Here is a 23,357-nt window from a genome sequence, read left to right on the forward strand (position 1 = left end):
AGATGACTTTGAAGCACACCGGGAAACTTGCGCTGGGGATGGCCGTGCTGCTGGGGGTGACGGGGTGTCGGACTCCAGGGGCCATGGGGAGTGGAGGGATGAGCGCGTCGGAGGGGTCTTCCGACGGTTCGGGTTCGGGCTCGGGCTCGGACGGGTCTGGGGATTCATCGAACGGGTCGGGGGATTCGTCGAAGGGGTCGGGTGACTCCAGCAAGTCGGAGGCCGGCTCCAGCGGGGATTCGAACCACAGTTCCGAGGAGGGGGGCTCCAGCGAGTCGCGCTCCAGCAAGCAGAGCGAAACGGGGAGCAGCGAGTCGGAGAGTGGTGGGGAGGGGAAGGACTCGCGCTCGGAGACGAGCAACAGCGAGAACAACGACGGGCGCGTGGTGTCGGCGACGACGGTGGCGGCCACGGTGATTGGGCTGGGGGTGGTCATCTGGCGCGTCGTGGCGGCGGCCGAGCGGCGGCGTCAGGCGCCTCCTCCTCCGGAAGAAGTGGGGCGGGCGGCGCAGGTGTACTTGCGCTCGCGGACGCACCAGCTTCGCGAGGACCTGGCGCTGGGGGCGGGGCCCACGGTGGAGGACCTGGCGTCGGCGGCGAGCATCCGGCGGGAGAATCTGCCGACCTTCGGGCGGCTCTTGCGCGCGAACCGGCGCGAGCTGCTGGCGATGGCGGACACGCGCACGCTGACTCCCGAGCGGGCGCTGGCCTGGTTGGCGCGGGTGGGGGAGCTGGCGCGCACGGACCCGAGGCTCGACGAGGACCGACGCGCCTTCCTCGCGGCGCATGGCGAAGAGGAGGCGACGGCGGGGGTGATGGAGTGAGCCGCCGGGCGGCGTGGCTGCTGAGTCTCGCGTTCACGCTGCCCGCGTGGGCAGAGCCTGTCGTCACGGGGGCGTCACGTGACGGGACGCACGAGGCTCCGCGAGGCGCGACTTCCCATGTCGAGGCTCTCGGCGAGACGGGGTCCTCTCGCTCCTTGAAGGAACGCGTGCACGCCCTGGCGCGAGCCGGAGTCCTGCTACGAGGTGTCGCCGCGGACGACGAGTCCCTGGTGCGTGAGGTGGAGGCGGGCCTGGGCGCCTTGCCGCCCGCGATGCGCCGCTTTCCGGGAGGCCCGCTGGAGCTCGTCTTCCATCCGGAGCCCGCGCCCCTGGGCCTGGGTGACGGGACGACGGCACGTCCGGACTGGTCCGAGGAGCGAACCCGCTTCCATCTCTACCGCTACGCACCGTCCAAGGAGCGTCGCGCGACGTTGCGCCTGTCACGCCTGACGGACGAGGAGTCGGAGCAACTGTGGCGCCGCCGCGCCGTGGTGCACGCGGTGGTGCAGCGCTGGGACGATGCTTACCAGTGGAGCCAGTCCGCGAGCTGGCGTCGCCTGTCGGGCTGGATGAAGCCCTTCGAGCGACCGTTGGTCTGGAAGGAGGAAGCGCGCCTGCACTACGCCGGGGCCTTCAGTCGCGAGCTGGGCCAGAGGAGCGCGGCGCTGGACCTGGTGACGTTCGCGGAGGAGTTCTTCCTGCCCGTGGAGTCCCTGCGCGATGACGCGCTCTCCGTGGACGAGCAGGTGCGCTGCCAGGAGTTCTCCAAGTCGCGCGCCCTGGCGGAGCTGGTGGAGACCACGGGCCTCGGAGCGCCGAACTCGCGCGGAGCCTGTCCCGCCTTCGACGCCTGGGCGGAGCTCGACCTCCTGTCCCATGTCGAGGTCCTCCTGGTCGCGGCCACGGGACGCCAGCCCGAGTCCCTCTTCGGCCACCTGCTCTTGCGCCCGGTCTGGAGCGAGGGCGCCCAGGTGCGAGGCCCGTCCTTCGAGCGCGTCGTGCAACTCGTGGCGCTCACGGGAATGGAGCCCAAGGGCCTGGGCTACGTGGTGAAGGGGATGACGGGCAGCTACGACACCGTCTTCCTCACCGGGACGATGGGCGACCTCACGCACGAGTCGTTGGAGCTGGAGCAGCGCACCATCCGCCGCTTCCGGCTGCGCCTCACTCGGGGCGAGGAGGCGCGGATGCTGGAGCGCATCTGGGAGCTCGAGCGACGCGGGTACATGGGCTACTACTTCTTCACCGACAACTGCGCGAGCGCGCTCCTCTTCCTCCTCAATGGCGTCCTGGAGGACGGGCGACAGGTGCGTCCTCCCGGTGTGATGTGGGTGCTGCCCACCGCCACGCTCGACGTGCTGGCGAAGGTGGAGGTGCTGGGCAAGGAAGGCCCCGCGGGCCCCCTGCTGGAGCTCATCCCCGATGCCTTCGAGTCCACCGGAGACCGCGCCATCCGCGCGGACGCGGTACGGCAAGAGACCCTCGAATCCCTCAAGGGCCACGTGGAGGCTTCCGCGCTGTCACGCCTGCTCCACCTGCACTCGCGCCTCCAATCCCCCGAGCCCGACACGAGACGCGAGGCCTACGCGGAGTTGCCGGAGACGGTGAGCGCGGTCCTCGACTCCGCGTCACCCCAGGCCCGAGCCTCCGTGAGCGAGACGTTGCACGCCTATGTCGCTCACGCGGTCCGAATGGAGCGCGCGGCGTTGGACCGCTTGGAGGGAGAGCGGCTGCGAATCGAACGTCAGCGGCTGCTCGCGGTGAAGACTCCGTTGAAGGGCTCCGCGGAGGCGGGAGTCCGCGAGCGTCAGCGTGTCTTCGAGCGAGAGGACGCGCTCCAGCGGAAGCTGGCGGTGCTGGACCGGACGGCGTTGTTCCAGGAGGCCCTGGCCACGGCGCCGCGCCGCCCGCCGACGCCGAAGGAGCTGAAGGTCCTCGTCCGCGCCGAGCGCACCGAGGCCGCCTTCGTCCGGGCCACCGAGGCGCAGGGCGAGCTGAATGACGGTGTGTTCGCGGAGGTCGACGCGGTGGCCTTCCTGGGCGCGGACCGTCGTCGCAAGGTGGACGCCGAGACGCGCTGGGCGGCCACGGCGCTGCGCGAGTCGGGCGCGGCGCGCACGGTGGTGAGCGTGGGCATGGACTTCCCTGACGTGGGCGCGGCCCGGCCCGTGGTGAGCGTGCGCACCGCGGGAATGGCGGAGGCCTTGGGTGACTCGCGCCTGCATGGCTTCCAGTCGAGCAGCGAGCTGCGCGTCCTGGACGGCGAGCTCTCACTGGAGCCGCGCTGGGGCCCTCCGCGCGTGGTGTCCACGGACATGACGCTGGTGGGCTACCGCACCTTGCAGAGGGACCTGCCCCAGTTTCGCCAGTCCGCGTGGGACTCGCTCGGATGGGGCGCGGAGGCGCGTGTGGCCTCGGACGCGGCGCGGGCCATGCCCTACCGTGCCACCGTGCAGGCGGAGGCGCTGGTGGTGCTGGACGCGGGGGCGCGCTTCTCGCGCTTCACTGCGGTGGGAGTGGGAGGGCTCGCGCGGATGCACTGGAGCGAGCAGGCCCTGACACCGGCGGCGGGGCCTCGGCTGTCGCTGACGCACCGCACGGGCCTGCCGGGCTCTGGCGCCAACGCGGTGCGACTGGAGGCGGCCTATGCCCCCACGTGGCGGATGGGCGACGCCCGTCTCACGCACGAGGCGGGCGCCTGGCTCCAGGTGGAGTGGTGGCTGGGCCGCGCGGGGCCCTTTGGAGTCCTGCTCACTCCTCGCGCACAGGCTCGCTGGGAGGGCTCACTCGCTCCACCGTCACTTCGCGAGTCACGGTCTCCGTCGTCGTGGTGGTCCGGTACGCTGGACCGTCGGCTGGCACTGGGCCTGGAGCTTCGCTGAAGCCCTCCGTCAACAGGGGGCGGCAGTAGGGGCCCGTGGCGGCGCCGATGAACGTGCCGATGGCGAAGAGGGCCGTCCATCCCCAGAACCCCAGCCCGCCGAAGATGCGCAGCTGGTGGGGGCCGGCGAGGAAGGAGAAGAGCGCGATGAACGCCGGCAGCGCGACGGAGGTGACGAGGGCCGCGCCGAGCGCGCGCTTCAGGGTCCGCGCGTGGAACCCGCCGAACACGCCAGCAATCAGGCCATTGAAGAGCGGCACGAAGAACACGGCGAAGCCAGTGACGAGCATCGTCGCCACGCTGACGACGAACCTGTTGTGCTTGAAGTGAATCTCCTCGTTCTTCATGCCGATGCCCGCGGGCAGCTCGGAGTAGCTCATCTCGCGGTGCACATCCCGCACATAGGGAGGCGGGTTGGTGGTTCTATCGGAGCGAGTCATTTCGACCATGGCTTTCGAGCCTCCCAGGGGCGGGCGCGGCACTTCCGCCGTCCCTCAGGTGTGGGGTCGGCGACGGAGATGTGGAAGGGCCGCTGACTCCACCGGAGAGCGGGCCGCCCTGCGGACCCTTGGCGCCTGCTCGGGGCAAGCCAGGGAAAACAGGCGGGGCTCCCCGAGGGGGCGGGCGCCGTGGGGCTTGGCGGCTCGCCGTCTGCGGCTATGCTGCCGCGCCCGTTAGTCCCCTCACGTCCGTACGGAATTCCCATGAGCCTCCGCCGAGCCCTGCTGACCGTCGTCCTGACCTCCACCTCGCTGCTGACTGCCTGTGCCCTGCGGCCGACCTACAAGGAGCTGGTGGCACCGCCGAGCGCCGCTGGCGTCACCCCCGGGCAGACCGTGGCGCTGCGCGTGGTGGACGGCTCCGGCAAGCCCGTGGAGGGGGCTCGGATTCGCGCGGGCGAACTCCGCACGCGCCTGAACGTCCTCAGCGACGCGGATGGCCTGGTGAAGCTGGAGGCGAACGAGGCGCTGCTGAAGGAGAACCCGCTGGTGGAGGTGGTGCTGCCCAAGGGCGTGAAGACGTACCGACTGGAGCTCGCGCCCTCGGGTGAGGCGCCCGCCGCCGCTCCCGTGGAGACCGCGCCCCAGGCGCCCGCCGCTCCGGAGCCGGCTCCCGCGACGGAGACCCCGGCCTCCGACGCGCCCGCCACCACCCCGGAGGCCGCGCCGAGCCCCGTGCAGCAGCCGGCCCCGACGCCGGCGCCGACGCCCGGCACCTGAGCCGAGCGTCGTTGCTCCTCCGCGCGAGGCTCAGCCGAGCTTCGCGTGGAGGAAGTCCACGGTGCGCTTCCACGCCAGGCGCGCATTGTCGGGCGAGTAGACCTCCGGTCGCGTGTCGTTGAAGAACGCGTGGCTGGCGTCGTAGCGGTGAAGCTCCGCGGGCACGTGAGCGGCCTTCAGCTTCTGCTCCAGTGCGTCCACGCGGTCGGGGGTGCACCAGTCGTCGTCCTTCGCGAAGTGGCCCAGCACCGGCGCGCGGATGCGCGTGACGTCCACGGCGTCCGGAGGAATCCCGTAGAAGGGGACCACGGCGTCGAGCCCCGGGTCATTGACTCCCGCCAGCAGCGTCAGCGCGCCTCCCATGCAGAAGCCGAGGATGGCGACCTTGGTGCCCGCTCCACCGCGCTCGCGCAGCGCGTCCGTGGCGGCGCGCAGCTCCACGCTGGCTTGTCCCCAGTCCAGTTGCGCCAGCAGCTTGTCCGCCTCCGCCGCGTCCTTCGTCGTGCGGCCGTGGTAGAGGTCCACCGCGAACACGGTGAAGCCCTCCTGCGCGAGCCGGTCTGCGATGCCCTGGATGTGAGCGTCGAGGCCCCACCACTCGTGGATGAGGACCACCGCGCCTTTGGTTCCCGGGGCAGGGGCCTCACTCAGATGGCCCGCCAGTTCCTGGCCCTGCTTGCCAGTCAGCCTTGCCTGCCCTGCCATGCGCGCACCCCTTGAGTGATGGGAGAAGCGGCGTAGCTTAATCTCGGGGCCTCGAAGTGCCTCGACTCGTGGAGGCGGGAATGTCGAAGGCGTTCACGAAGGAAGACTCGGGTGGGGACGAGGCGCTGGTACCGCCGCGCCCGAGGTCCGCTTCGGGAGACAAGCGCTACATCACACCGGAGGGGTACCGCGCGCTTCAGGAGGAGCTGGCGTCCACGCAGGGGCCCGACTCCGGCGCGCAAGGGCTGACGCCGCTGGAGGCCGGGGTGCGGCGTCAGGAGCGCGAGAGACGGGCGCGGCACCTCGCGGCGACGCTGGAGGAGGTGCGGGTGGTGGAGCCTGACGCGGCGCAAGCGGGGCGTGTCTTCTTCGGCGCGTGGGTGGAGCTGGAGGACGAAGAGGGCGAGCGGGTGCGCTACCGCATCGTCGGCCTGGATGAAGCGGACGTGAAGGCGGGGAGGCTCAGCGTGGAGTCGCCGCTGGCTCGGGCGCTGCTGGGCAAGGAAGTGGGGGAGTCCGTGCAGGTGGAGCGACCCCGAGGGGCGGTGGAGTACACGGTGGTCGCCGTGGACTATGGTGCACCTTCGTTTCCGACACCCCTGTCTCCGTGAGTCCCCGACATGCGAAGCCTCCTGGCGGTCCTGGTCGCGGTTCCCTCGCTGGCCCTGGCGCAGTTCAAGGATTTGGAGAAGGTGCCGGTGACGAGCAGTCCCGTCGCGGGCAACGTGCACATGCTCGTGGGCGCGGGCGGCAACATCGGCGTCTCGGTGGGGCCGGATGGGCTGCTCATCGTCGATGACCAGTTCGAGCCCCTGGCGCCCAAGATTCACAAGGCGTTGGACAAGCTGAGCAAGGCGAAGATTGTCTATGTGCTGAATACGCACTGGCACGGCGACCATACGGGAGGCAACGCCGTGTTCGGCCGCGAGGGTCGCATCGTGGCGCATCGCGAGGTGCGCACGCGACTGGTGGTCGGGCAGGACAGGGGGAGCCGCGGTGTCGTCCCTCCGGCGAAGAAGGAAGCGCTGCCGGTCATCACCTACGACACGGGCATGTCGCTGTACTTCAACGGTGAGGAGATTCGCCTCACGCACCTGCCCGCGGGCCACACGGATGGCGACACGCTGGTGCACTTCACGGGCTCCAAAGTGGTGCACACGGGCGACCAGTTCTTCGTGGACGCCTTCCCGTTCATCGACGTGAGCAGCGGCGGCTCGGTGGAAGGTTACGTGCGCAACGTGGAGAAGCTGCTCCAGACGCTCCCGGCGGACGTGAAGATCATCCCGGGCCACGGGCCGCTGACGGACAAGGCGGGCCTGGAGCGCTTCGTGGCGGCGCTGCGCGAGTCGGTGTCCCTGGTGCGCACGAAGAAGGAGGCCGGCAAGACGCTGGAGCAGGTGAAGGAAGAGAGCCTGCCCGAGCACCTCAAGCCCTTCGGCACGGGCTACATCAAGACGGACGTGTGGCTGGAGACGGTGTTCCAGGGCCTGGAGAAGGGCGCGGCGAAGGCGGCGGACACGAAGTAGTCAGCGCTTCGTCGCGATGACGGTGGCCAGCGGCGTGAAGGGCTCGGGGAGGATGCCGTCGCGGACCTCGACGGTGAACCCCTGGGCCTCCAGCAAGGCCCGCGCGCGAGGCACCAGGAACGTCAGGTAGTACATGACGAAGGGCGGCTTCCAGAGCGCGTTGCGCACGCGCATGGCGGCGTTGAAGCCCTTGGCCACCCAGTAGCCGGGACGCAGCCGCGACGGCGGATGGCCGGTGACGAAGAGGAACCGGCCCCCGGGACGCAGGGCGCGATGGATGCCTTGCACCAGCCGGGACTCGTCCTCTTCGAGGATGTGGCCGAAGGCGCCGAAGCAGGTGACGACGTCGAACTCCGCGTCGAAGGTCATCGCCAGCGCGTCGCCCCGGACGAACTGGAAGGCGGCGGTGCCGGGGGCGCCGGAGAGGCGACGGTCGGCTTCCTCGAGCATGCCCTGGCTCATGTCGACGCCGACGACGCACTCTCGGGCGAGGGGCCGCAAAAGGCGCATGGCCGCGCCAGTGCCGCAGCACACGTCCAGGGCGGTGTCGACGGAGCCAGGTGGGCCGAGGGCGTCGATGGCGGCCCGGACCACTGGGTCTGGCGTGCGGAAGGGCGTGTAGTCGAACTTGGGGGCCAGCAAGTCGTAGCCGTGTTCGACGGAGGTCATGGCCTGCTCGGCCAGCTCGAGGAGGGTGGGCCCTTGGCGGTGGAACATGGTGTCGCTGGGTGTACCGCACCCGGAGGCCCGCGAGGACCGCTTCTCGTGGCTCATGTGTGCCATCAACGCTTCTCGGGCACGGCCTGCTAGGCTCCCCGTCCATGCGCCGTGCAGCCGTCGTCGCCTTCCTGGCGCTCCAATTCATTGCCTGTCGTGACGAGCGGCTCGTGCCTTCGCTTCCCTCGGGCTTTCACGTCGACACGTATGCACAGCGTTCGGCCCCGGCGGTGGATGTGCTGTGGGTGGTGGACGATTCGGCGTCCATGGCGCCGCGTCAGGAGCTGCTCGCGCGCAACTTCCAGGCCTTCATCTCGCTGTTTCGCGAGGGGCGCGTCGACTACCGGATGGGCGTGGCGACGACGGATGTCTTCACGCGGCCGGGAGCGCTGGTGGGGACGCCGCGCGTCCTGAGGCCGGACACGCCGGAGCTGGAGCAGGCCTTCGCGAACAGCGTGCGAGTGGGTACGCAGGGCAGCGCCTACGAGGCGGGTCTGGAGGCCGCGAACCTGGTGCTGGAGCAGGTCTCCCGAGAGAACGCACCGGCGCTGGAGGCGCGCGCGGCCTGTGTGTCGCGCTGCTCCACGCCGACCTGTCGCGAGGGTTGCGCGACGGAGCACGCCGTGGACTTCCTGCGTCCGGAGGCGTGGCTCTACCTGGCCTTCGTGACGGATGAGGACGACCGCTCGCCGCATGATGTGCGCATGTACTGGCGCGCGTTCGAGCAGGCGAAGGGGCTGGGGAATGACGGGACGGTGGTGGCCTCGGCCATCATCGGGGACGTGCCCGCGAATGGCTGTGGCGCGGAGCCGGGGAGCCGCTACGCGGAGCTGGTGACGCTGATGGGTGGGGAGCTGGGCAGCATCTGTGACCAGGACTTCGCGCGAGCGCTGCGCGCGCTGGCGACGAGCGCGGTGGGCTTGCGGCGCACGTTCGCGCTGGAGCGAGCCCCTCGCGTGGACTCCCTACGGGTCCGCGTGCGGTACCCCTGTGGGGTGACGGAGGCCGCGTTGAGTGCCTGTGCCTCCGTGGACCGTGAGCGCTGCGCGGGCCAGGCAGTGGAGGCGCTGGAGGCCGTTTGCACGCCCAGGACCGGAGCCGTGGACGGATGGGTGTACCAGCCCGAGCGGAGGACCGTGTTCTTCGCGGGGGACTCGGTGCCGGGGCTCGGGTCTCGGGTGGAGCTGGAGTACGTGGAGGAGGACGCGTCGTGAGGACGGGGGCGGCTCGCGGAAGAGGGTGGCTCGTCGTGGGCTGCTTGTTGGCGGGAGGCTGTGGAAGGGACGCGCCTTCGCTGTCGGTGGTGCCTCGCTGGGTGGCGCCCGCGCCCACGCTCGACTTCGGAGAAGTGCCCGCCTTGAACGAGCGCGCGGTGTCCCTGCCCCTGGTGAACGTGGGGCGAGCGCCGCTGCGCGTGGTGGGCGTCTCTGTACGAGAGGAGGACAGTCCGTTCCGAATCGTCTCCGCGCCGGAGGAGGTCCCCGCACAGGCGGAGGCTCCCGTGCTGTTGGCCTTCGTCCCGCCGCGCGAGTCTCCGTACACGGCGACCCTGGAGCTGCACACGGATGACCCGAGTCGTCCGTCCCTCGATGTAGTCCTGCGAGGCGAGGGACGCACGGCGGCGATGCTGGAGCTGGACACGGAGCGGCTCGACTTCGGGCGCGTCGCGGAAGGTGACGCCGTGGTGCGCTCGTTCAAGGTGCGCTCGCGGGGCAACGCGCCGCTGGTGCTGGAGTCGCTCACGCTTGCCGGCGAGTCGGCCTTCCAGCTCGTGGGCTCCACGAAGACCCCGGCGGTGCTGGACGTGTCCACGGAGGTGGAGCTGTCGGTGCGCTACGCGGTGCCTTTGGGTGCGGTGGCGGAAGCGGTGAGCGGAGGGCTCCTGCTACGGACCACGGACCCAGGCCAGCGAGAGGCACGCGTGTCACTGCACGGGGGCGTGAACCTGGCTCCGGTGCCGGTGGTGAGTCCGGTGGGGGACAGCGTCCCGGGCGCCGAGGTGGTGCTGGATGGCACGGGCTCGACGGACGCGGATGGGGACGGGCTGCTCACGTATGAGTGGGTGTTGCGGGAGCGACCGGTGGGCGCGCGAGCCCATGTGGTGGACCCGGCTGCGGCGCGCACGGTGCTGCGATTGGACCCCGTGGTGCCGGGTGCGTACGAGGTGGCGCTGGCGGTGACGGATGCGGCGGGGGCGCGAAGTCCGCGTCCCGCGAGCATGAGGGTCCTCGCCGTGCCCGCGCAGCGGTTGTTGGTGGACGTGTCGTGGAACCACGCGGAGACGGACCTGGACCTGCACGTGTCACGCGGCGTGGACGCGGTGTTGGGCTCCGTGGACGACTGTCACTACGCGAATCCGCGTCCGGACTGGGGCGTGCCCGGCCTCGTGGACGACCCGGAGTTGCTGAGGGACAGGCTGACGGGCTACGGCCCGGAGGTGTTCGGCTACGAGAGCCCGGTGGCGGGGACGTACCGTGTGGCGGTGGTGCTGGCGCGCGCGAATGGAGCGGTGGACCCGCGCAGCGAGGCGACGGTGCGTGTGTATGACCGGGGCGTCCTGAAGGGCGAGTTCCGTCGCACCCTGGCGAGTCAGGGCGAGGTGTGGACGGTGGCGGACGTGCAGTGGCCCTCGGGTGTGGTCACGGAGGTCCCGTGACGATGCGGTGGTGGCCCCTCGCGGTGATGTGCTGCGTGCTCGCCTGCTCCAAGGAGACGCTGCCGCCTGTCCCAGATGCCGGACCGAGCCCGACGTCCTGCGCACGGCGCGAGGAGTGCGAGGGAGGACAGGTCTGTACGCTCGCAGGTGTCTGCGACGCCTGTGTGTCGAGCGGTCAGTGTCGGCTCAAAGAGCGCTGTGACGTCGAGGCACGGGCCTGTGTCCTTCGTGACGGCTTCGGTACGGACTGCGCGACGAACGCGGAGTGCGCGCTCGGGCAGTGGTGCAGACAGGGGCTCTGTCTCGCGAGGACGGAGGTGGTGCTCTGTCCCTCGGGAGCACGAGACGCGTGTCCCACCGGGCAGCGATGCAATGGGTCCACGTTCGTCTGCGAGGAGGACCTGGGGTGTGTCGAGGATACGGACTGTGGTGTTGGTGAGCGCTGCAACCCTGGGCTGCATGCGTGCGTGACCCGTTGCCCCGAGGCCACATCATGCGGAGCGGGTGAGCACTGCGCGGACGGTCTCTGCGTCCAGTGTGAAGAGGACACGGACTGCGCGGTGGGCTTCGTGTGTGACGCGGCGGGACGGTGTTCGTCGACGCCGCGTTGCTACTCGGACCGGGACTGTGAGGTACCTCGGGTGTGCCATCTGGCGAGCGGGGCGTGCCTGCCGAGTCCGCCGCCGTGTGGCTCGGATGATGACTGCGCGATGGACCAACGCTGTGACCTTGGCACGGGAACCTGTGGTCCCAGGGCGTGTCAGCCGGATGCGCTGGAGCCCAACGACACGGTGTCCACGGCGTTCCCCGTGAGCGCGAGCCGCTATGTGAAGCTGACGCTGTGCCCGGACGATGTGGACCACTACGCGCTCACCCTGGAGCGAGGGGACCAGCTCGGCGTGAATGTGGAAGCAGAGGTGTTCGCGGAGCCGGTGTTCTCCACGGCCCTCCAGGACGCGAGGGGACGGGTGCTCGCGACGGGACGCTTCCGCATGTCGCACGTCGTGGCGGAGCGAGGCGTCTATACCGTGCGCATCGCCTCGCGCGACGAGCTGCCACGCGCCTACGACGTGGGCTTCTTCCTCGCGAGAGGCACGCCCTGCGATGACGATGTCCACGAGCCCAACGACACCGTCGACACGGCCACGGTGCTGCCGGAGGAGTTGTCGTTGGAGGGGATGCTCTGCCCGGGAGAGCAGGACCACGTTCGGTTCACGGTGCCTTCGTCCCACGGAGTGAAGGTGTCGCTGTCCGGCTATGTGGCGGAGCGAGGTTTGCTACGGCTGTGCCTGTTGGGAGAGAGCGGAGGCGCGGAGCTGGGTTGTTCGCACGACGCGGAGGGCGCGACGGTGTCGCTTCCAGCATCGACCGTGGCGGGCCAGCGGCTCACCGCGAGAGTCGTGGGTGACGATGCACGCACGACGAACGGCTACACGCTCCAGGTGGCGTGGCTCCCATGAGGAGTTCCGCCTGGCCCGATGGCTCGAATCACCTTGAGCAACCTCGACGTGGGCTCGTGCTGGGTCTGTGTCTGTTGGCTCTTGGTCTCGCGGCCTGCGGAGGTTCGTCCCGACCACCCGGTGACCTGCCGGATGCGGGTGTGCGTGATGCGGGTGCGGAGGACGCAGGCAGCACGGATGCGGGGCCGCGGACCGACGCTGGCACCTCGGCCGCGCCCGTCATTCACTCCGCACTGCCCACGCGAGGCGAGAGTGGCGGCGGCACCTGGGTGACGTTGAAGGGTCGTGGCTTCGTGGAAGGCGTGGCCTCGACGCCCTCGGAGGCCGCGCTGCGCACGGAGGTGCGGGTCGGCTCGCGCGCGGCTCGAGACTTCCAGCTCATCGACGACACCACGCTCGCCCTGCGCACGCCTCCAGGGGCCGAGGGCACGGCGGACCTCTCGGTGAAGAACCCGAACGGGACGACGGTCTGCACGGCGTGCTTCACGTACTTCGACGTCTTCGACTTTCGCGCCGTCTCTCCGGAGGCAGGAGCACAGTCGGGCGGCGACACCGTGACGCTGGTGGGCGCGGGCTTCCCCTCCGGTCCGGGGCTCCAGGTCCTCTTCGGTGGCACGGAGAGTCCCTCCGTCACGCGTGTCTCCTCCTCGGAGCTTCGAGTTGTCGTCCCGCGAAGCTCCACGGTCGGCCTCGTCGACGTGCGGGTGCAGGGGCATGGCGTGGGAGACGTGCTGCGACGCGCGTATCGCTACGTCGAGGACACCCGCGTCACCCAAATCGAACCGCTCACGGGGACGATGTTGGGAGGCACCTCTGTCGTCCTAACGGGGCAGGGCTTCGAGGGCACGACGGAGGTCTTCTTCGGAGAGACGCCCGTTGCCTCTTTCGAGGTGGAGTCACCGACGCGCGTCGTGGTGACTTCGCCGCGGCACATGGACATGGAAGCAGTCCCCGTGCGCATCGTCACTCCACGCGGCTCCTGGACGGTGCGCCAGGGGTTCACCTACGCGGACAGTCCGCACGGCACCTTGTTCGGTGTGCTGGGCGTCTTTCCTCACGTGGGGACGCGAGAGGACGGCACGGTGACGCTGACGGGACTGGCGTTCGACGTTCCGGACATCTCAGTGACCTTCGATGAAACACCCGCCCAGATTGTCTCGGTGACCCGAACCACGCTCACGGTCCGTGTTCCCCCGCGAGGCGCGTCTCAGCGCACGGTCCCCGTCACGGTCCGCGCGTCTTCGCTGAACTCTCACCTCCCGGGGGGCTACACGTATCGCCTCGCGCTCACGCGAGTGACACCTGGAGCGGGGACCTCGGGAGGTGGAACCCAGGTGCTCCTGGAAGGAGACGCATTGCCTCCGGATGCCGTGGTGCGAGTCGGCGCGCTCCAGGCTCCAACCGCGACGGTGCAAGGCACGACGGAGCTCCGCTTCGCCACGCCCCCAGGTGGCGCGGGAGCACACGCGCTCCATGTCTCCTCCGCGAGCGACCCGGAGAACGAAGCAGTGCTCCCGAATGCCTTCACGTACGAACCCGCGCTCATGCTCGCCCAGGTAGAGCCCGCGCGTGGAGCCATCGCGGGAGGCTCGCGAGTGACGGTGAGAGGCGCCGGCTTCGTCGACGGCGTTCAAGTCACCTTTGGCGGCGAGCCCGCGAGCGACGTGCACGTGGTGGACACCCATACCCTCACGTGTCGAACGCCCGCGTCGCGAAGCCAGGGGCCCGTGGAGGTGGCCGTCATCAAGGGTGCCGTGCGCTCCGCGCTCTCCGAGTCCTTCACGTACTTCGACCCGCGAGGTCCCGGAGGTCTCTCGGGTGCGCTGCTCACGGGCACGCTGAACGTCACGGTGCTCGACACGTCCTCGGGGGCCTATGGCCAGCCCGTCGCGGGAGCGAAGGTCCTGCTCGGCACGGACTCGACACCGCTCTTGCAGGGCGAGACGGACGCACGCGGTCAGCTCACGTTGTCGGACTCCCGGATGGTGGGCGCGCAGGTGGCCACCGTCTTCAAGCCGGGCCACGACGTGGTGACGGTGGCTGGCATCCGCTCGGAGAACCTGACGGTGTACCTGCGCCGTCTCGACAGTGAGGGCAACCCGGGCAATCCACCCGTGCCCGCGAGTGCTCGAATCATGGGCCGGGTGCGAGGCTTCAAGCCGCCCAGGCCGCTCCAGTCTGGCGAGGTGCTGGAGGCGCGTGTCTTCGTGGCACAGCCGAGCCCCGCGTCGGGTCCTCCGTTCGCGGGGCCAGGAGATCGCCGCGCGGAGACCTGGAGGATTCGCGAAGAGGGTGGCGCGTTCGTCGTACAGGCGCAGCCCGGCTTGCGGGCGGTGTACGCGGTGCTCGGCGTGTTGAAGGACGAGGTCGACTTCGAGCCGTACCTGCTCGGCGTGCGTCGTGGCATCGCGGCGTCGGGCACGCGGGTCTCCGAGGGACAAGACGTGGTGTTCGACGTGCATCTCGACGTCGCCGCGCCTCTCTCCGTGGCGGGTCCCGTCATCATCGCGGGCGAGGAAGCCCTGCATCAGGTCTACGCGTGGCTGGACCTGGGCGCGGAGGGGCTGGTGCCGCATCCGCACAACTGGGGCACGGGCTCGCGCTTCTTCTCCTCCGTCGAAGGTCCAGGTCCGCTGCTCACGTTCCCTCAGCTTCCTCGCGTGGACGGAGCGAGCCTGCTCTTCCTCGACCTGCTCCGGGGCACCACGGCCTATCCCCAGAGCCTGCTGTATCACCGTCACCCAGGAGCCCTGGAGGCGGGCGTGACGCTCCCGCCGATACTCCCGCTCCCTGTCTTCACCGAGCCCGTGAGAGACGCCCGCTTCACGGGAGCCGTGGCCTGGACTCCGTCCTCCTCCGGAGCCACGCCGGACGTGCAGGTCCTCACGCTGATGGCACCCGGCACGACAGGCGGCATCCGCTGGACCGCCGTGCTTCCAGGAGGACAGACACGGGTGACGCTCCCGGAGGCCGCATCGCAGGCGCTGCGCGCGGAGCTGCCCGAAGGCGCACGACTTCGCGCGGACCTCTCCCTCGCGCGAGTCCCCCGCTTCGAGTATTCCCAGTGGACCTACGACACGCTGTCCACCGCGACCTGGACGGCGTACGTCCTGGGGCGCTCGGAGGTCTTCGACCCGTGATGCGCCGCTGGTCCCACTTCGCCGTGTTGCTCCTGCTCGTCGCCTGTCGCGGTGACGCTCCCGTGGAGGGTGAGGGCTGTCGCGTGGACGCGGACTGCGGCACTCCGTCGGAAGCGTACCGGTGTGACACGCAGACCTCGGCCTGTCGGTGCCGCACGGATGGGGCCTGTGCCCCGGGAGAGCTGTGCAACGAAGCAGGCTTCTGCCAGGACCGCGCGGGCTGCGAGTCGAACGCGGACTGTGGAGAGGACTCGCTCTTCTGCGACACCAGCACGGGCACCTGCCTGACGCGAGGACGCTGCGCCACGGACCTGCATTGCCCGCTGGGCGAGGTCTGCGACACCGCGAGGACCACGTGCGTGGCGGGTTGTCGGACGTCCGGAGACTGCGCGGGCACGGCCTGCCGCTGCGGCGATGCGCCGTGTCTCTGCGACGCCACCACGCCAGAAGGGCGCGCCGCCTGTGCCCTGGGCGTCTGCGACGCGAGCTTCTGCGCGGACACGAGTGACTGCGCCTTCGGTGAGTCCTGCGGCGCGACGGCGGGCGAGGGCGCGGGGACGTGCATCAGCGACTTCGACCCGGTGCGACGTCCCTACTGCGCGAGCTGCACCTACGGCGGTGGTCTCCAGGTCTGTGGGCGCGGCGCGAACTTCTGCCTGCGCGAGACGGCGAGCCCCGGGAGTGCCTTCTGCGGCGCGGATTGCGCGGAGGGACAGGGCTGTCCCCATGGCTATCAGTGCTCGGACGTGGTGGTGGTCGCCAGTCGTGCGCGCTGTCGCTCGGATGCGGAGTGCGCGCCGTCGCCTTCTCTGCCGTGCCGCGAGGACTCGCACTGCGGACGCGGTGGGCGCTGCGTGAAGCAGGACGGACAGCCCGAGGGCGCGTGCGCGGGACGTTGCTCCATCGCGGAAGGTGATGTGGAGGGCTTCTGCTCGTGCCAGCAGGACACCGACTGCGTGCAGGACGCCTGCAGCCAGGGCACGTGCACGGTGAGTCGTCGCGCGTGTGTCGGTGACGCGGACTGTCGGCCCATCCGCTGCGTGGACCATGAAGGCGCGGGCGGCTGTCTCGTGGGGCGCAACTGCGCACCCGAGGAGGGCCTCACCTGCGCGGAGGTTGCCCCCCGCGTCACCCGGTAAGCCCCTGCTTTTCCAGGGGGTTTTCGCCCTGCCTACATCGTCGCCGAAGGTCCGCGAGGAAGGGGCGAGTGCCCGGCGGTGAATGTTCTGGAGGGTGCCCCGTCAGTAGTTGCAACACGACGGAGGACGGACACCATGGCTTTCAAGACTGCTCTCACCACCCTGGCTCTCGGCACCCTGTTTCTTGGTTCCTCGACGGCACTGGCGGCGGACGGCAGCGTTCGCGACTGGGCGACTCAGCAGGCCCGCCGCGGCGATGACCGGAACCATGACCGGGACAACAACCGCGACAACAACCGCGGCCACCGCCCGGACCGCTACGAGGCGCATGTCCACACCCACGGCTGCAACCACGCGCCGGCGCCCCGTCCTCCTTCCCGTGCTCAGGGCCGCTACGAGATGCAGACGGTGAGCCGCTGGGTCGAGGGCCGCTACGAGCAGGTGTGGGTGCCCGAGGTGTGCCAGGAGCGTCGTGGTCGTCATCACCGCGTCTCCCGTTGCTCGGGTGGCTTCTATGAGAACCGCTGGGTGGAAGGCCGCTACGAGCAGTCCACCGAGTGGGTCTGGGTCTCTTACGATCGCGGCAACGGCGGCTGGAGCTCCAACCGCGTGCACGCGGCCAGCTACCACCGGTAGCGCTCGCTGACGAAGACTGGGGGTCGAGGGGCGGTGCCGGATACGGGGGTATCCAGCATCGCCCTTCGTGTTTCAGGTCCCCGGTGCCTTTCCGCGTGCGGCCTGTTAGTCAGTGCGCGCACATGGGTACCGCCTTCATCACCGGAGCAGGCATCCGCGTCGGCCGTGCGGTAGCGCGGGCCCTGGCGCGCGCGGGTTATGACCTGGCGCTGCATGCCCACCGCTCCATGGACGCGCTGGCCTCGCTGGCCGACGAGCTTCGGGCCGAGGGCCGCCGCGTCACCCTCCATGCCGCCGACCTGAGCCAGCCCGCCGCCGTCGACGCCCTGGCCGCGAGCGTGCGCGAGGCGTGGCCCGCGCTGGACGTGGTGGTCCACAACGCGGGCCTCTACGAGCGGGTGGACTTCGCGGACATCTCTCGCGAGCAATACCGCACCATGCTCGCCGTCAACCTGGACGCGCCCTTCTTCCTCACCCAGGCGCTGTTGCCCGCGCTGCGCGCCGGCCAGGACCCGCTGGTGGTGCACGTGGGAGACATCGCCGGCGAGCGGCCGGAGAGCCACTTCGCGCACTACTCGGTGAGCAAGGCGGGCCTGTTGATGCTGACGCGCGCGCTGGCGGTGGAGCTGGCGCCGCACGTGCGCGTCAATGCCGTATCGCCCGGGGTGGCCGCGTTCCCGGAGAGCTTCGACGCCGCCGCGCGTGAGCAGGTGCTGCGACACATCCCCATGGGGCGCGAGGGCAGCGTGGAGGACGTGGCGCGCGCCGTCGTCTTCCTCGCGCGCGAAGCGCCCTATGTCACCGGACAGGTCATCGCCGTCGATGGCGGCAGGAGCGCGAGACTATGAGCGCGGAGCTGGCTTTCCATCCCCCCGTCGTCAATGACAGCAAGGGCCGTCCGCTGGACGTCATCGAGCTGCGAGGGCTCACGGTGGACTGCATCGTGGGCGTGTACAACCGCGAGCGGGTCTCCGCGCAGCCGCTGCGGCTGGACGTGGCCCTCTTCCTGGACACGCGCAACGCGGCGACGGGCGGCAGGCTGGCGCACACGGTGAACTACGGGCGACTGGCCGGAGAGCTGCGCTTCCTGTTGGAGGCGTGTCGCTTCGAGCTGCTGGAGTCCGCTGTCGAGGCCGTGAGTCGCTACCTGCTCGTCCCGCCCACCGTGGATGTGCCGCGCGCGCAGGTGCACGCGGCCACCGTGCGCGTCATCAAGCCCCAGGCGCTGGGCGGGCTCGCGGTGCCCTCGCTCCAGGTGCATCGCACGGCGGAGGAGATGGGCTACGCGTCGGAGGAGCGCTCCTTCGGCCGCATGGACATCATCCACGAGGGCGCGGGGTACGGCGTGTATCGGCTGCGCGTGAAGCCGGGGGGCACCGTTCCCGCCAGCTCGAATCCGGGCATGGAGGAGAGCGAGCTGGTGCTCGGGCCGGGCCTGTTGGCGCAGGGCCAGCCCGTCGAGCGGGGCATGGCCTTCCACTGGCCCCGGGGCTTTCCGCGTCGCTACGACAACCCCACCGAGCAGGAGCAGACGGTGCTGAGTGTGTATCGGCCCCGCTACCTGAAGCCGGAGCCGGAGGCGGTGGAGCCGCGTGCCCCCGCGTCCGCGCTCCTGTCCATCACCGGCACGTCCTATTACCCCCATGACGAGCCCGCCGCGCCCGGCCTGTCCGCCGACAAGCAGCCCTGAGCCTGACGCATACTCCCAGTGGGGGGGGCTGTTTCCGAGGCCGCGAGGCACGGTATGACGCGACCTCGGAGCCCAGGGGAGAAGACGGCATGAACCTCGACAGGCGGATGCAGCTCTTCGTGGTGCTGGCGACGGTGTTCGTCACGTCGCTGGTGGTGGGAGACCTCATCGGCGTGAAGCTGTTCGAGGTCAACCTGGGCTTCGTGGTGGCGGTCATGTCCATTGGCATGCTGCCGTTCCCGGTGACGTTCCTGCTCACCGACATCCTCAACGAGTTCTACGGCAAGAAGGCCGCCCGCTTCGTCACGTGGGTGGGCTTCAGCATGGCCATCTTCGCCTTCACGGTGATTGCGATTGCCGTGGAGGTGCCCTTCGCTCCGCTGACGCGCGCGCCGGACTTCTCGGGGACGGTGGAGGGCTCGTTCAACAACGTCTTCAGTGGCTCGCAGCGCATCCTGCTGGCGTCGATGATTGCCTATCTGGTGGGCCAGTTCTGCGACATCTCCATCTTCAACCTGCTCAAGCGCGTCACGAACAACAAGATGCTGTGGCTGCGCGCGACGGGCTCCACGCTGGTCTCCCAGCTCATCGACACCACGGTGGTGCAGTTCGTCGCGTGGACGGGCGTGCTGCCCACCGCGGTCATCTTCAACATCATCGCCACGTCGTACGTGGTGAAGCTGCTCGTCGCGGTGGGCCTGACGCCCTTCATCTACCTGGGCCACGCGCTGGTGGAGCGCAAGCTGGGCATCAAGCCCGTGGTGCTGGGCGCGGACGGTGAGCCGCTCCCCGAGCCCACGACGGACGTCGGTGTTCCTGCCGAGTCGCGCGCCGCCTGAGCGGCCTCACGGCACCAGGCGCTGAAGGAAGACGTCCGAGTCGTCGGAGGTGAAGGGCTCCTCGCCGCCCAGCGCGCGCGTGCCGGAGAACACCCCCGTGCCCAGCAGGTCTCCTCCCGACAGGAAGGTGACGTCTCTCAAGCGGAGGCTCTCGTCGCAGGGCTGGGTGACGTAGGGCGTCTGCCACGACAGCTCGCCCCGGGGTGACAGTCGCGCCAGCTCCGAGCCGCAGCCGTGCCGCCAGAGCACCGCCGCGCCGCCGTCCGCATCCGCCGCCAGCCGCGCGCCCTGGGGCTCGCCCGTAGAGGGACTGGCCAGCGCGTGTCCCCACAGCGGACGTCCGGCGGCATCCGCCGCGAGCACGAAGGTCGCGCGCGAGCAGCTCTCCGTGGCACAGGTCGGCTTGAGCACCGTGCCTCCCCAGTGGAGCGTGCCCCGGAAGTCACCCGCGAGCCGCAGCCCGCCATCGGCCGCGAAAATCACCTGGGTGAAGGACGGCGCATCCGGCCCCACGTCCAGCTCCCAGTACACCTCGCCGACGGGCGACAGGCGGGCGATGAACCCGATGCTCTCCACGGGCGACAGCGGACGTTGTCCCGCCAGCACCGCGCCGCCATCCGAGTCCAGCGCGACGGCGGACGCGGAGGCGAGCGCGGGCATCTCCTGGGACCAGCGCACCGTGCCTCGGGTGTCGTAGCGAGTCACCAGGCGCCCGTGCGCCACCAGCACCTCGCCTTCGATGTCCGGTGTCAGCGCCTTCACCGTGCCCGTCGCGCGCGCCCACCGAGGCGTGCCGTCCGAGGCCAGCTTCGCCACGAAGTGGCTGTCGGTGATGAGCGTCTCTCCGAGCCGCAGCCGGCCCTCCAGCTTGCCCGCGATGAACAGCTCTCCCTCGGAGGAGACGGCGAGGAACTGCGCGTGGGCGCGGGCCGCTCTTCCTTCGGAGGGCTCGGGCAGGAAGCTGTGCGTCCAGAGGACCTGTCCTGTGCCGTCATGGTGGGTGAGGGTGAGCGCGGTGGCGTCGCCGTCCGTCGAGGAGGCATCGGGTGTGCTCGTCGCCCCGGTGCTACCCAGCAGCACGCTGCCACCCAGGCCGTCCGAGGCCACGGCCACCGCGTCCTGACGTCCCAGCGTTGGCGAGTGAACGGTCCACCGCGCATCCCCCGGCTCCAGCGTCGGAGGCTTGGGGGGTTGTGGCGTGGAGCCTGGGTCTGCTTCCTCGGGGAGCGGGGGCTCGGTGGACGCGCCGCTCCCACCACAGCCGAGTGCTGTCCACACGCTCAGCACCAGCCCCGCAGTGCCTGCCCGCCACCGTCCCATGTTCATTCTCCGCGAGTCAGCTCACCCTCCGGCCGGAGGCGAAGCTGGGGTGTGGTGCTCGCGGAGGCAAGGCCCGCGTCGGGGACTGAACGTTGTCAGCGCAGTGCGAGCGGGGCGAGGATATCGCGCCAGTGCGAGTAGATGGAGAAGTGTCCGCCCCCCGGGAGGAAGTGGGGCACGGTGCGCGGGATTCGTGAGGCGAGATAACGCCCCATCTGCGGCGGGACGATGCTGTCTCCGTCCCAGTACCAGAGGTCCATCTCGCCGCGGAGCTCCTCCAGCGGGACGCCCCACGGTGACGCCAGGATGTGGGCCTCGCGGCGCATGCCCGCCACGCCTCTACGAGTGGCCTCGCGTCGCCAGCCCTGCACCTGCGCGGCGATGTGCGGGTCCGTCAGCACCAGCCGGTCATCCTTCGACGCATGCGCCAGCAGCGCCGCCAGCGCCCGCTCCGGATTCGCGCGCACCTGTCGGTCATGCATCGCCAGCAGCGGATGAAGCAGCCACTCCGGCCACGCGGCCATGGCGTAGGCGGTGCGATAGTCGCGATTGACGCCCTCCATTCCTCCGGGCCGCTTCAGCGGCGAGGCGCCGGAGACGATGGCGGAGCGGATGATTCGCTCGCCCAGTCGCCACACGGAGGCCGCGACATAAGGGCCGCCCGCGGACACACCGAAGAGGGAGAAGCGACCTATCTTGAGCGCGTCGGCGAGCTGCTCCAGGTCGTCCGGGAAGTCCAGCAGCGTGCGGTCGGACTGGTAGTCGGACAGCCCATAGCCAGGGCGGTCCGGGGTGATGAGGCGCACGCCGAGGCCGTACGTGAGCCGATCATCCGGATGACGCATGTAGCGCGAGCCCGGGTTGCCGTGGACGAAGAACACCGGGACGCCGCCCAGGTCTCCTGACTCCACATAGGCGAGCCGCCGTCCGTCCTTCAGCCGAAGCACGCCCTCGCGGACCTGCACTCCCGTGCCCGACGTCGACTCAGAGGCGGAGTGCATCAGGGCTCCAGCTTCCGTGAGCGCGCGGCAATCCACTCGGAGATGGAGGGCCAGACGTGGGTGGGGCCCTTGCTGGAGGCGGACAGGCCGATGTGGCCCACCGGATAGCGCCGCGTCTCGGCGTCCTTCGTTCCCACCAACTTCACGAGCGGCTCGCTCATGGCGGGGAAGGCGATGGTGTCATGCTCCGCGATGACGTTGAGCACGGAGGCCTGGATGCGGCCCAGGTCCACGTTCTCTCCGCCGACCTTCATGCGGCCCTGGTGGAAGAGGTTCTGCTGGTAGCAGTCCTTGATGTACTGGCGATACACCTCGCCCGGGAAGGGCACGGGGTCCGAGCCCCAGCGCTCCATCGCGAGGAACGTGCTGACGAAGTCCGGGTCGTCGATGCGCCGGCACACCTCCAGCCAGCGCGTGAGTCGCTGCACGGGCGCCACCATGAGGAAGCCGCTCTCCAGCACGGGCGTGGGCACGTTGCCGTAGGCATCCACGAGCGAGTCCACGTCGAAGTGGTTGGCCGCGGTCCACAGCGTGTAGACACCCCCCTTGCTGAAGTCCACGGGCGTGGCCTGCGCGACGAGGTTGCGCACGCCCTCGGGGTACAGCGACGTGTACGCCAGCGCGAGCGTGCCGCCCATGCAGTAGCCGTAGAGCGTGAGGTCCCGACTCTTGCTGACCCGCAGCGTCCAGCGCACCGCCGTCTGGATGAGCCCGCCGAGCAGGTCCGACCAGGTGATGCGCTCCTCATCCTGCCCCGGCACGCCCCAGTCGATGGCGTACACGTCGAAGCCCTCCTGCGTGAGGTGCTCGATGAGGCTGCGACCCGGCAGGAAGTCGAGGATGTACCAGCGATTGATGAGCGAGTAGACGAACAGGATGGGCGTGCGGTGGCGCCGACGGGGCGCGGCGTAGCGCAACAGCCGCATGCTGCCCCGCGTGTACACGACGGTGTGGGGCGTGGCGCTGATGGGCGGCTCACGCACTCCGGAAGCCCGCTCGATGAAGGGCTTGAGGTACGGGTAGGGATTGAAGGGGCGGGCCTTGAGCGCGTGAGCGACGGCGCGCGTGAGCTCGAACTGGCCGGTGACGAAGGAGCGGAGCCGCTGGGGCGTGGACGCGGTCATGTTCAGGCGCCAGGCTTCTCTGTGGGAGGGGGCTCGGAAGCGCCGCGCTCGGCGGCGGCCTCCTGGCGATGGAGCAGGTCCACCACCACCTCGAGCTGGGAGCCGAGCGCCTCCACCTGGTCATTCACGCGGCGGAGCTGGTCGCGGAGGTTCTCCACCTCGGACGTCGTGGGCAGGCGCAGCGTGTGGAGCGCGTTCTCCACGAAGCTGGTGCGCCGGATGCGCGCGTTGAGGCCCTGACGCAGCACGGTGCCGCTGGCGCGCAGATAGGTGGGGCTCTCGGAGACGCGCGTGAGGACGCGGGTGAGGCGCTGCTCGGCGCGGGTGAACACCTGGCCCGTTCGAGTCTCCGGGTGGGTGAGGTGGCCCAGGAGCTTCAGTCCCCGGGCGAGGAGTCCCCTGGGCGGAGGCGGGCGGTCCGAGTCGCTCATGCCCACGAAGTTAACCCAGGCCGCCCCAGGGCGCAGGGCCCCTTGTCC

General features: G+C 70.1%; 20 protein-coding genes. 14 read left to right on the forward strand and 6 right to left on the reverse strand.

Annotated features, from left to right (window positions below; genetic code table 11):
• Positions 1 to 98 precede the first annotated feature (98 nt).
• The 3 genes from ACN469_RS18220 (at position 99) to ACN469_RS18230 (ending at position 4,925) form a co-directional block, all read left to right on the forward strand.
• Complete coding sequence (locus ACN469_RS18220; protein WP_498769605.1) at positions 99 to 824, forward strand: hypothetical protein; 726 nt, start codon at positions 99 to 101, stop codon at positions 822 to 824.
• Between the two features lie 167 nt (positions 825 to 991).
• Entirely contained in the window at positions 992 to 3,706 is a 2,715-nt protein-coding gene (locus tag ACN469_RS18225; protein ID WP_498769607.1) for an Lnb N-terminal periplasmic domain-containing protein, read from the forward strand.
• 703 nt (positions 3,707 to 4,409) lie between these two features.
• Positions 4,410 to 4,925: a hypothetical protein gene (locus tag ACN469_RS18230; protein ID WP_498769608.1), complete on the forward strand. Its 516-nt coding sequence runs from the start codon at positions 4,410 to 4,412 to the stop codon at positions 4,923 to 4,925.
• Positions 4,926 to 4,955: 30 nt separating this feature from the next.
• On the opposite strand, the gene ACN469_RS18235 is transcribed toward ACN469_RS18230, so the two are convergent.
• Positions 4,956 to 5,630: a dienelactone hydrolase family protein gene (locus tag ACN469_RS18235; protein ID WP_498769610.1), complete on the reverse strand. Its 675-nt coding sequence runs from the start codon at positions 5,628 to 5,630 to the stop codon at positions 4,956 to 4,958.
• A gap of 80 nt (positions 5,631 to 5,710) precedes the next feature.
• Between ACN469_RS18235 and ACN469_RS18240 the strand changes: the two genes are divergently transcribed.
• Both ACN469_RS18240 and ACN469_RS18245 read left to right on the forward strand, forming a co-directional pair.
• Entirely contained in the window at positions 5,711 to 6,241 is a 531-nt protein-coding gene (locus tag ACN469_RS18240; RefSeq protein ID WP_498769612.1) for a GreA/GreB family elongation factor, read from the forward strand.
• Between the two features lie 9 nt (positions 6,242 to 6,250).
• Entirely contained in the window at positions 6,251 to 7,156 is a 906-nt protein-coding gene (locus tag ACN469_RS18245; protein ID WP_498769614.1) for an MBL fold metallo-hydrolase, read from the forward strand.
• Here the strand turns inward: ACN469_RS18245 and ACN469_RS18250 are convergent, their stop codons facing one another.
• A complete protein-coding gene (locus ACN469_RS18250; RefSeq protein ID WP_498769800.1) occupies positions 7,157 to 7,873 on the reverse strand; it encodes a class I SAM-dependent methyltransferase in 717 nt (238 codons plus the stop codon).
• A 104-nt stretch (positions 7,874 to 7,977) separates the two neighbouring features.
• On the opposite strand from ACN469_RS18250, the gene ACN469_RS18255 reads away from it, so the two are divergent.
• The 9 genes from ACN469_RS18255 to ACN469_RS18295 all read left to right on the forward strand — a co-directional run bounded on the left by ACN469_RS18255 (position 7,978) and on the right by ACN469_RS18295 (position 19,433).
• Complete coding sequence (locus ACN469_RS18255; protein WP_498769616.1) at positions 7,978 to 9,087, forward strand: vWA domain-containing protein; 1,110 nt, start codon at positions 7,978 to 7,980, stop codon at positions 9,085 to 9,087.
• A 35-nt stretch (positions 9,088 to 9,122) separates the two neighbouring features.
• Positions 9,123 to 10,529 carry a choice-of-anchor D domain-containing protein gene (locus ACN469_RS18260; protein ID WP_498769618.1) on the forward strand — a complete coding sequence of 469 codons (1,407 nt, stop codon included), beginning with the start codon at positions 9,123 to 9,125 and terminating at the stop codon, positions 10,527 to 10,529.
• 710 nt (positions 10,530 to 11,239) lie between these two features.
• Positions 11,240 to 11,989: a hypothetical protein gene (locus tag ACN469_RS18265; RefSeq protein ID WP_498769620.1), complete on the forward strand. Its 750-nt coding sequence runs from the start codon at positions 11,240 to 11,242 to the stop codon at positions 11,987 to 11,989.
• 140 nt (positions 11,990 to 12,129) lie between these two features.
• Positions 12,130 to 15,129 carry an IPT/TIG domain-containing protein gene (locus ACN469_RS18270; protein WP_498769622.1) on the forward strand — a complete coding sequence of 1,000 codons (3,000 nt, stop codon included), beginning with the start codon at positions 12,130 to 12,132 and terminating at the stop codon, positions 15,127 to 15,129.
• The gene (locus ACN469_RS18275; protein ID WP_498769624.1) at positions 15,129 to 16,268 is read left to right on the forward strand and encodes a hypothetical protein; all 1,140 of its coding nucleotides are present in this window, start codon (positions 15,129 to 15,131) and stop codon (positions 16,266 to 16,268) included. The genes ACN469_RS18270 and ACN469_RS18275 overlap by 1 nt, the downstream gene beginning before the upstream one ends.
• Before the next feature lie 135 nt (positions 16,269 to 16,403).
• The gene (locus ACN469_RS18280) at positions 16,404 to 16,904 is read left to right on the forward strand and encodes a hypothetical protein (RefSeq protein ID WP_498769626.1); all 501 of its coding nucleotides are present in this window, start codon (positions 16,404 to 16,406) and stop codon (positions 16,902 to 16,904) included.
• 122 nt (positions 16,905 to 17,026) lie between these two features.
• Positions 17,027 to 17,752 (forward strand): SDR family oxidoreductase, encoded by a 726-nt coding sequence (locus tag ACN469_RS18285; protein ID WP_498769628.1) that lies wholly within the window; start codon positions 17,027 to 17,029, stop codon positions 17,750 to 17,752.
• The gene (locus ACN469_RS18290) at positions 17,749 to 18,594 is read left to right on the forward strand and encodes a dihydroneopterin aldolase (RefSeq protein ID WP_498769630.1); all 846 of its coding nucleotides are present in this window, start codon (positions 17,749 to 17,751) and stop codon (positions 18,592 to 18,594) included. The genes ACN469_RS18285 and ACN469_RS18290 overlap by 4 nt, the downstream gene beginning before the upstream one ends.
• A gap of 89 nt (positions 18,595 to 18,683) precedes the next feature.
• Positions 18,684 to 19,433, forward strand: a complete 750-nt coding sequence (locus ACN469_RS18295; protein WP_498769632.1) for a queuosine precursor transporter — start codon at positions 18,684 to 18,686, stop codon at positions 19,431 to 19,433.
• A 6-nt stretch (positions 19,434 to 19,439) separates the two neighbouring features.
• On the opposite strand, the gene ACN469_RS18300 is transcribed toward ACN469_RS18295, so the two are convergent.
• The 4 genes from ACN469_RS18300 to ACN469_RS18315 form a co-directional block, all read right to left on the reverse strand.
• Entirely contained in the window at positions 19,440 to 20,753 is a 1,314-nt protein-coding gene (locus ACN469_RS18300; protein ID WP_498769634.1) for an outer membrane protein assembly factor BamB family protein, read from the reverse strand.
• 95 nt (positions 20,754 to 20,848) lie between these two features.
• Positions 20,849 to 21,754 carry an alpha/beta fold hydrolase gene (locus ACN469_RS18305; RefSeq protein WP_498769636.1) on the reverse strand — a complete coding sequence of 302 codons (906 nt, stop codon included), beginning with the start codon at positions 21,752 to 21,754 and terminating at the stop codon, positions 20,849 to 20,851.
• On the reverse strand, positions 21,754 to 22,878 hold the full coding sequence (locus ACN469_RS18310) for an alpha/beta fold hydrolase (protein WP_498769638.1): 1,125 nt from the start codon (positions 22,876 to 22,878) through the stop codon (positions 21,754 to 21,756). Before ACN469_RS18310 ends, ACN469_RS18305 begins: the two co-directional genes overlap by 1 nt.
• 2 nt (positions 22,879 to 22,880) lie before the next feature.
• Positions 22,881 to 23,309, reverse strand: a complete 429-nt coding sequence (locus ACN469_RS18315; RefSeq protein ID WP_498769640.1) for a hypothetical protein — start codon at positions 23,307 to 23,309, stop codon at positions 22,881 to 22,883.
• Positions 23,310 to 23,357: the final 48 nt, after the last annotated feature.

Origin of the sequence: Corallococcus terminator (assembly GCF_049194865.1) — a bacterium.
GTDB lineage: Bacteria > Myxococcota > Myxococcia > Myxococcales > Myxococcaceae > Myxococcus > Myxococcus terminator_A.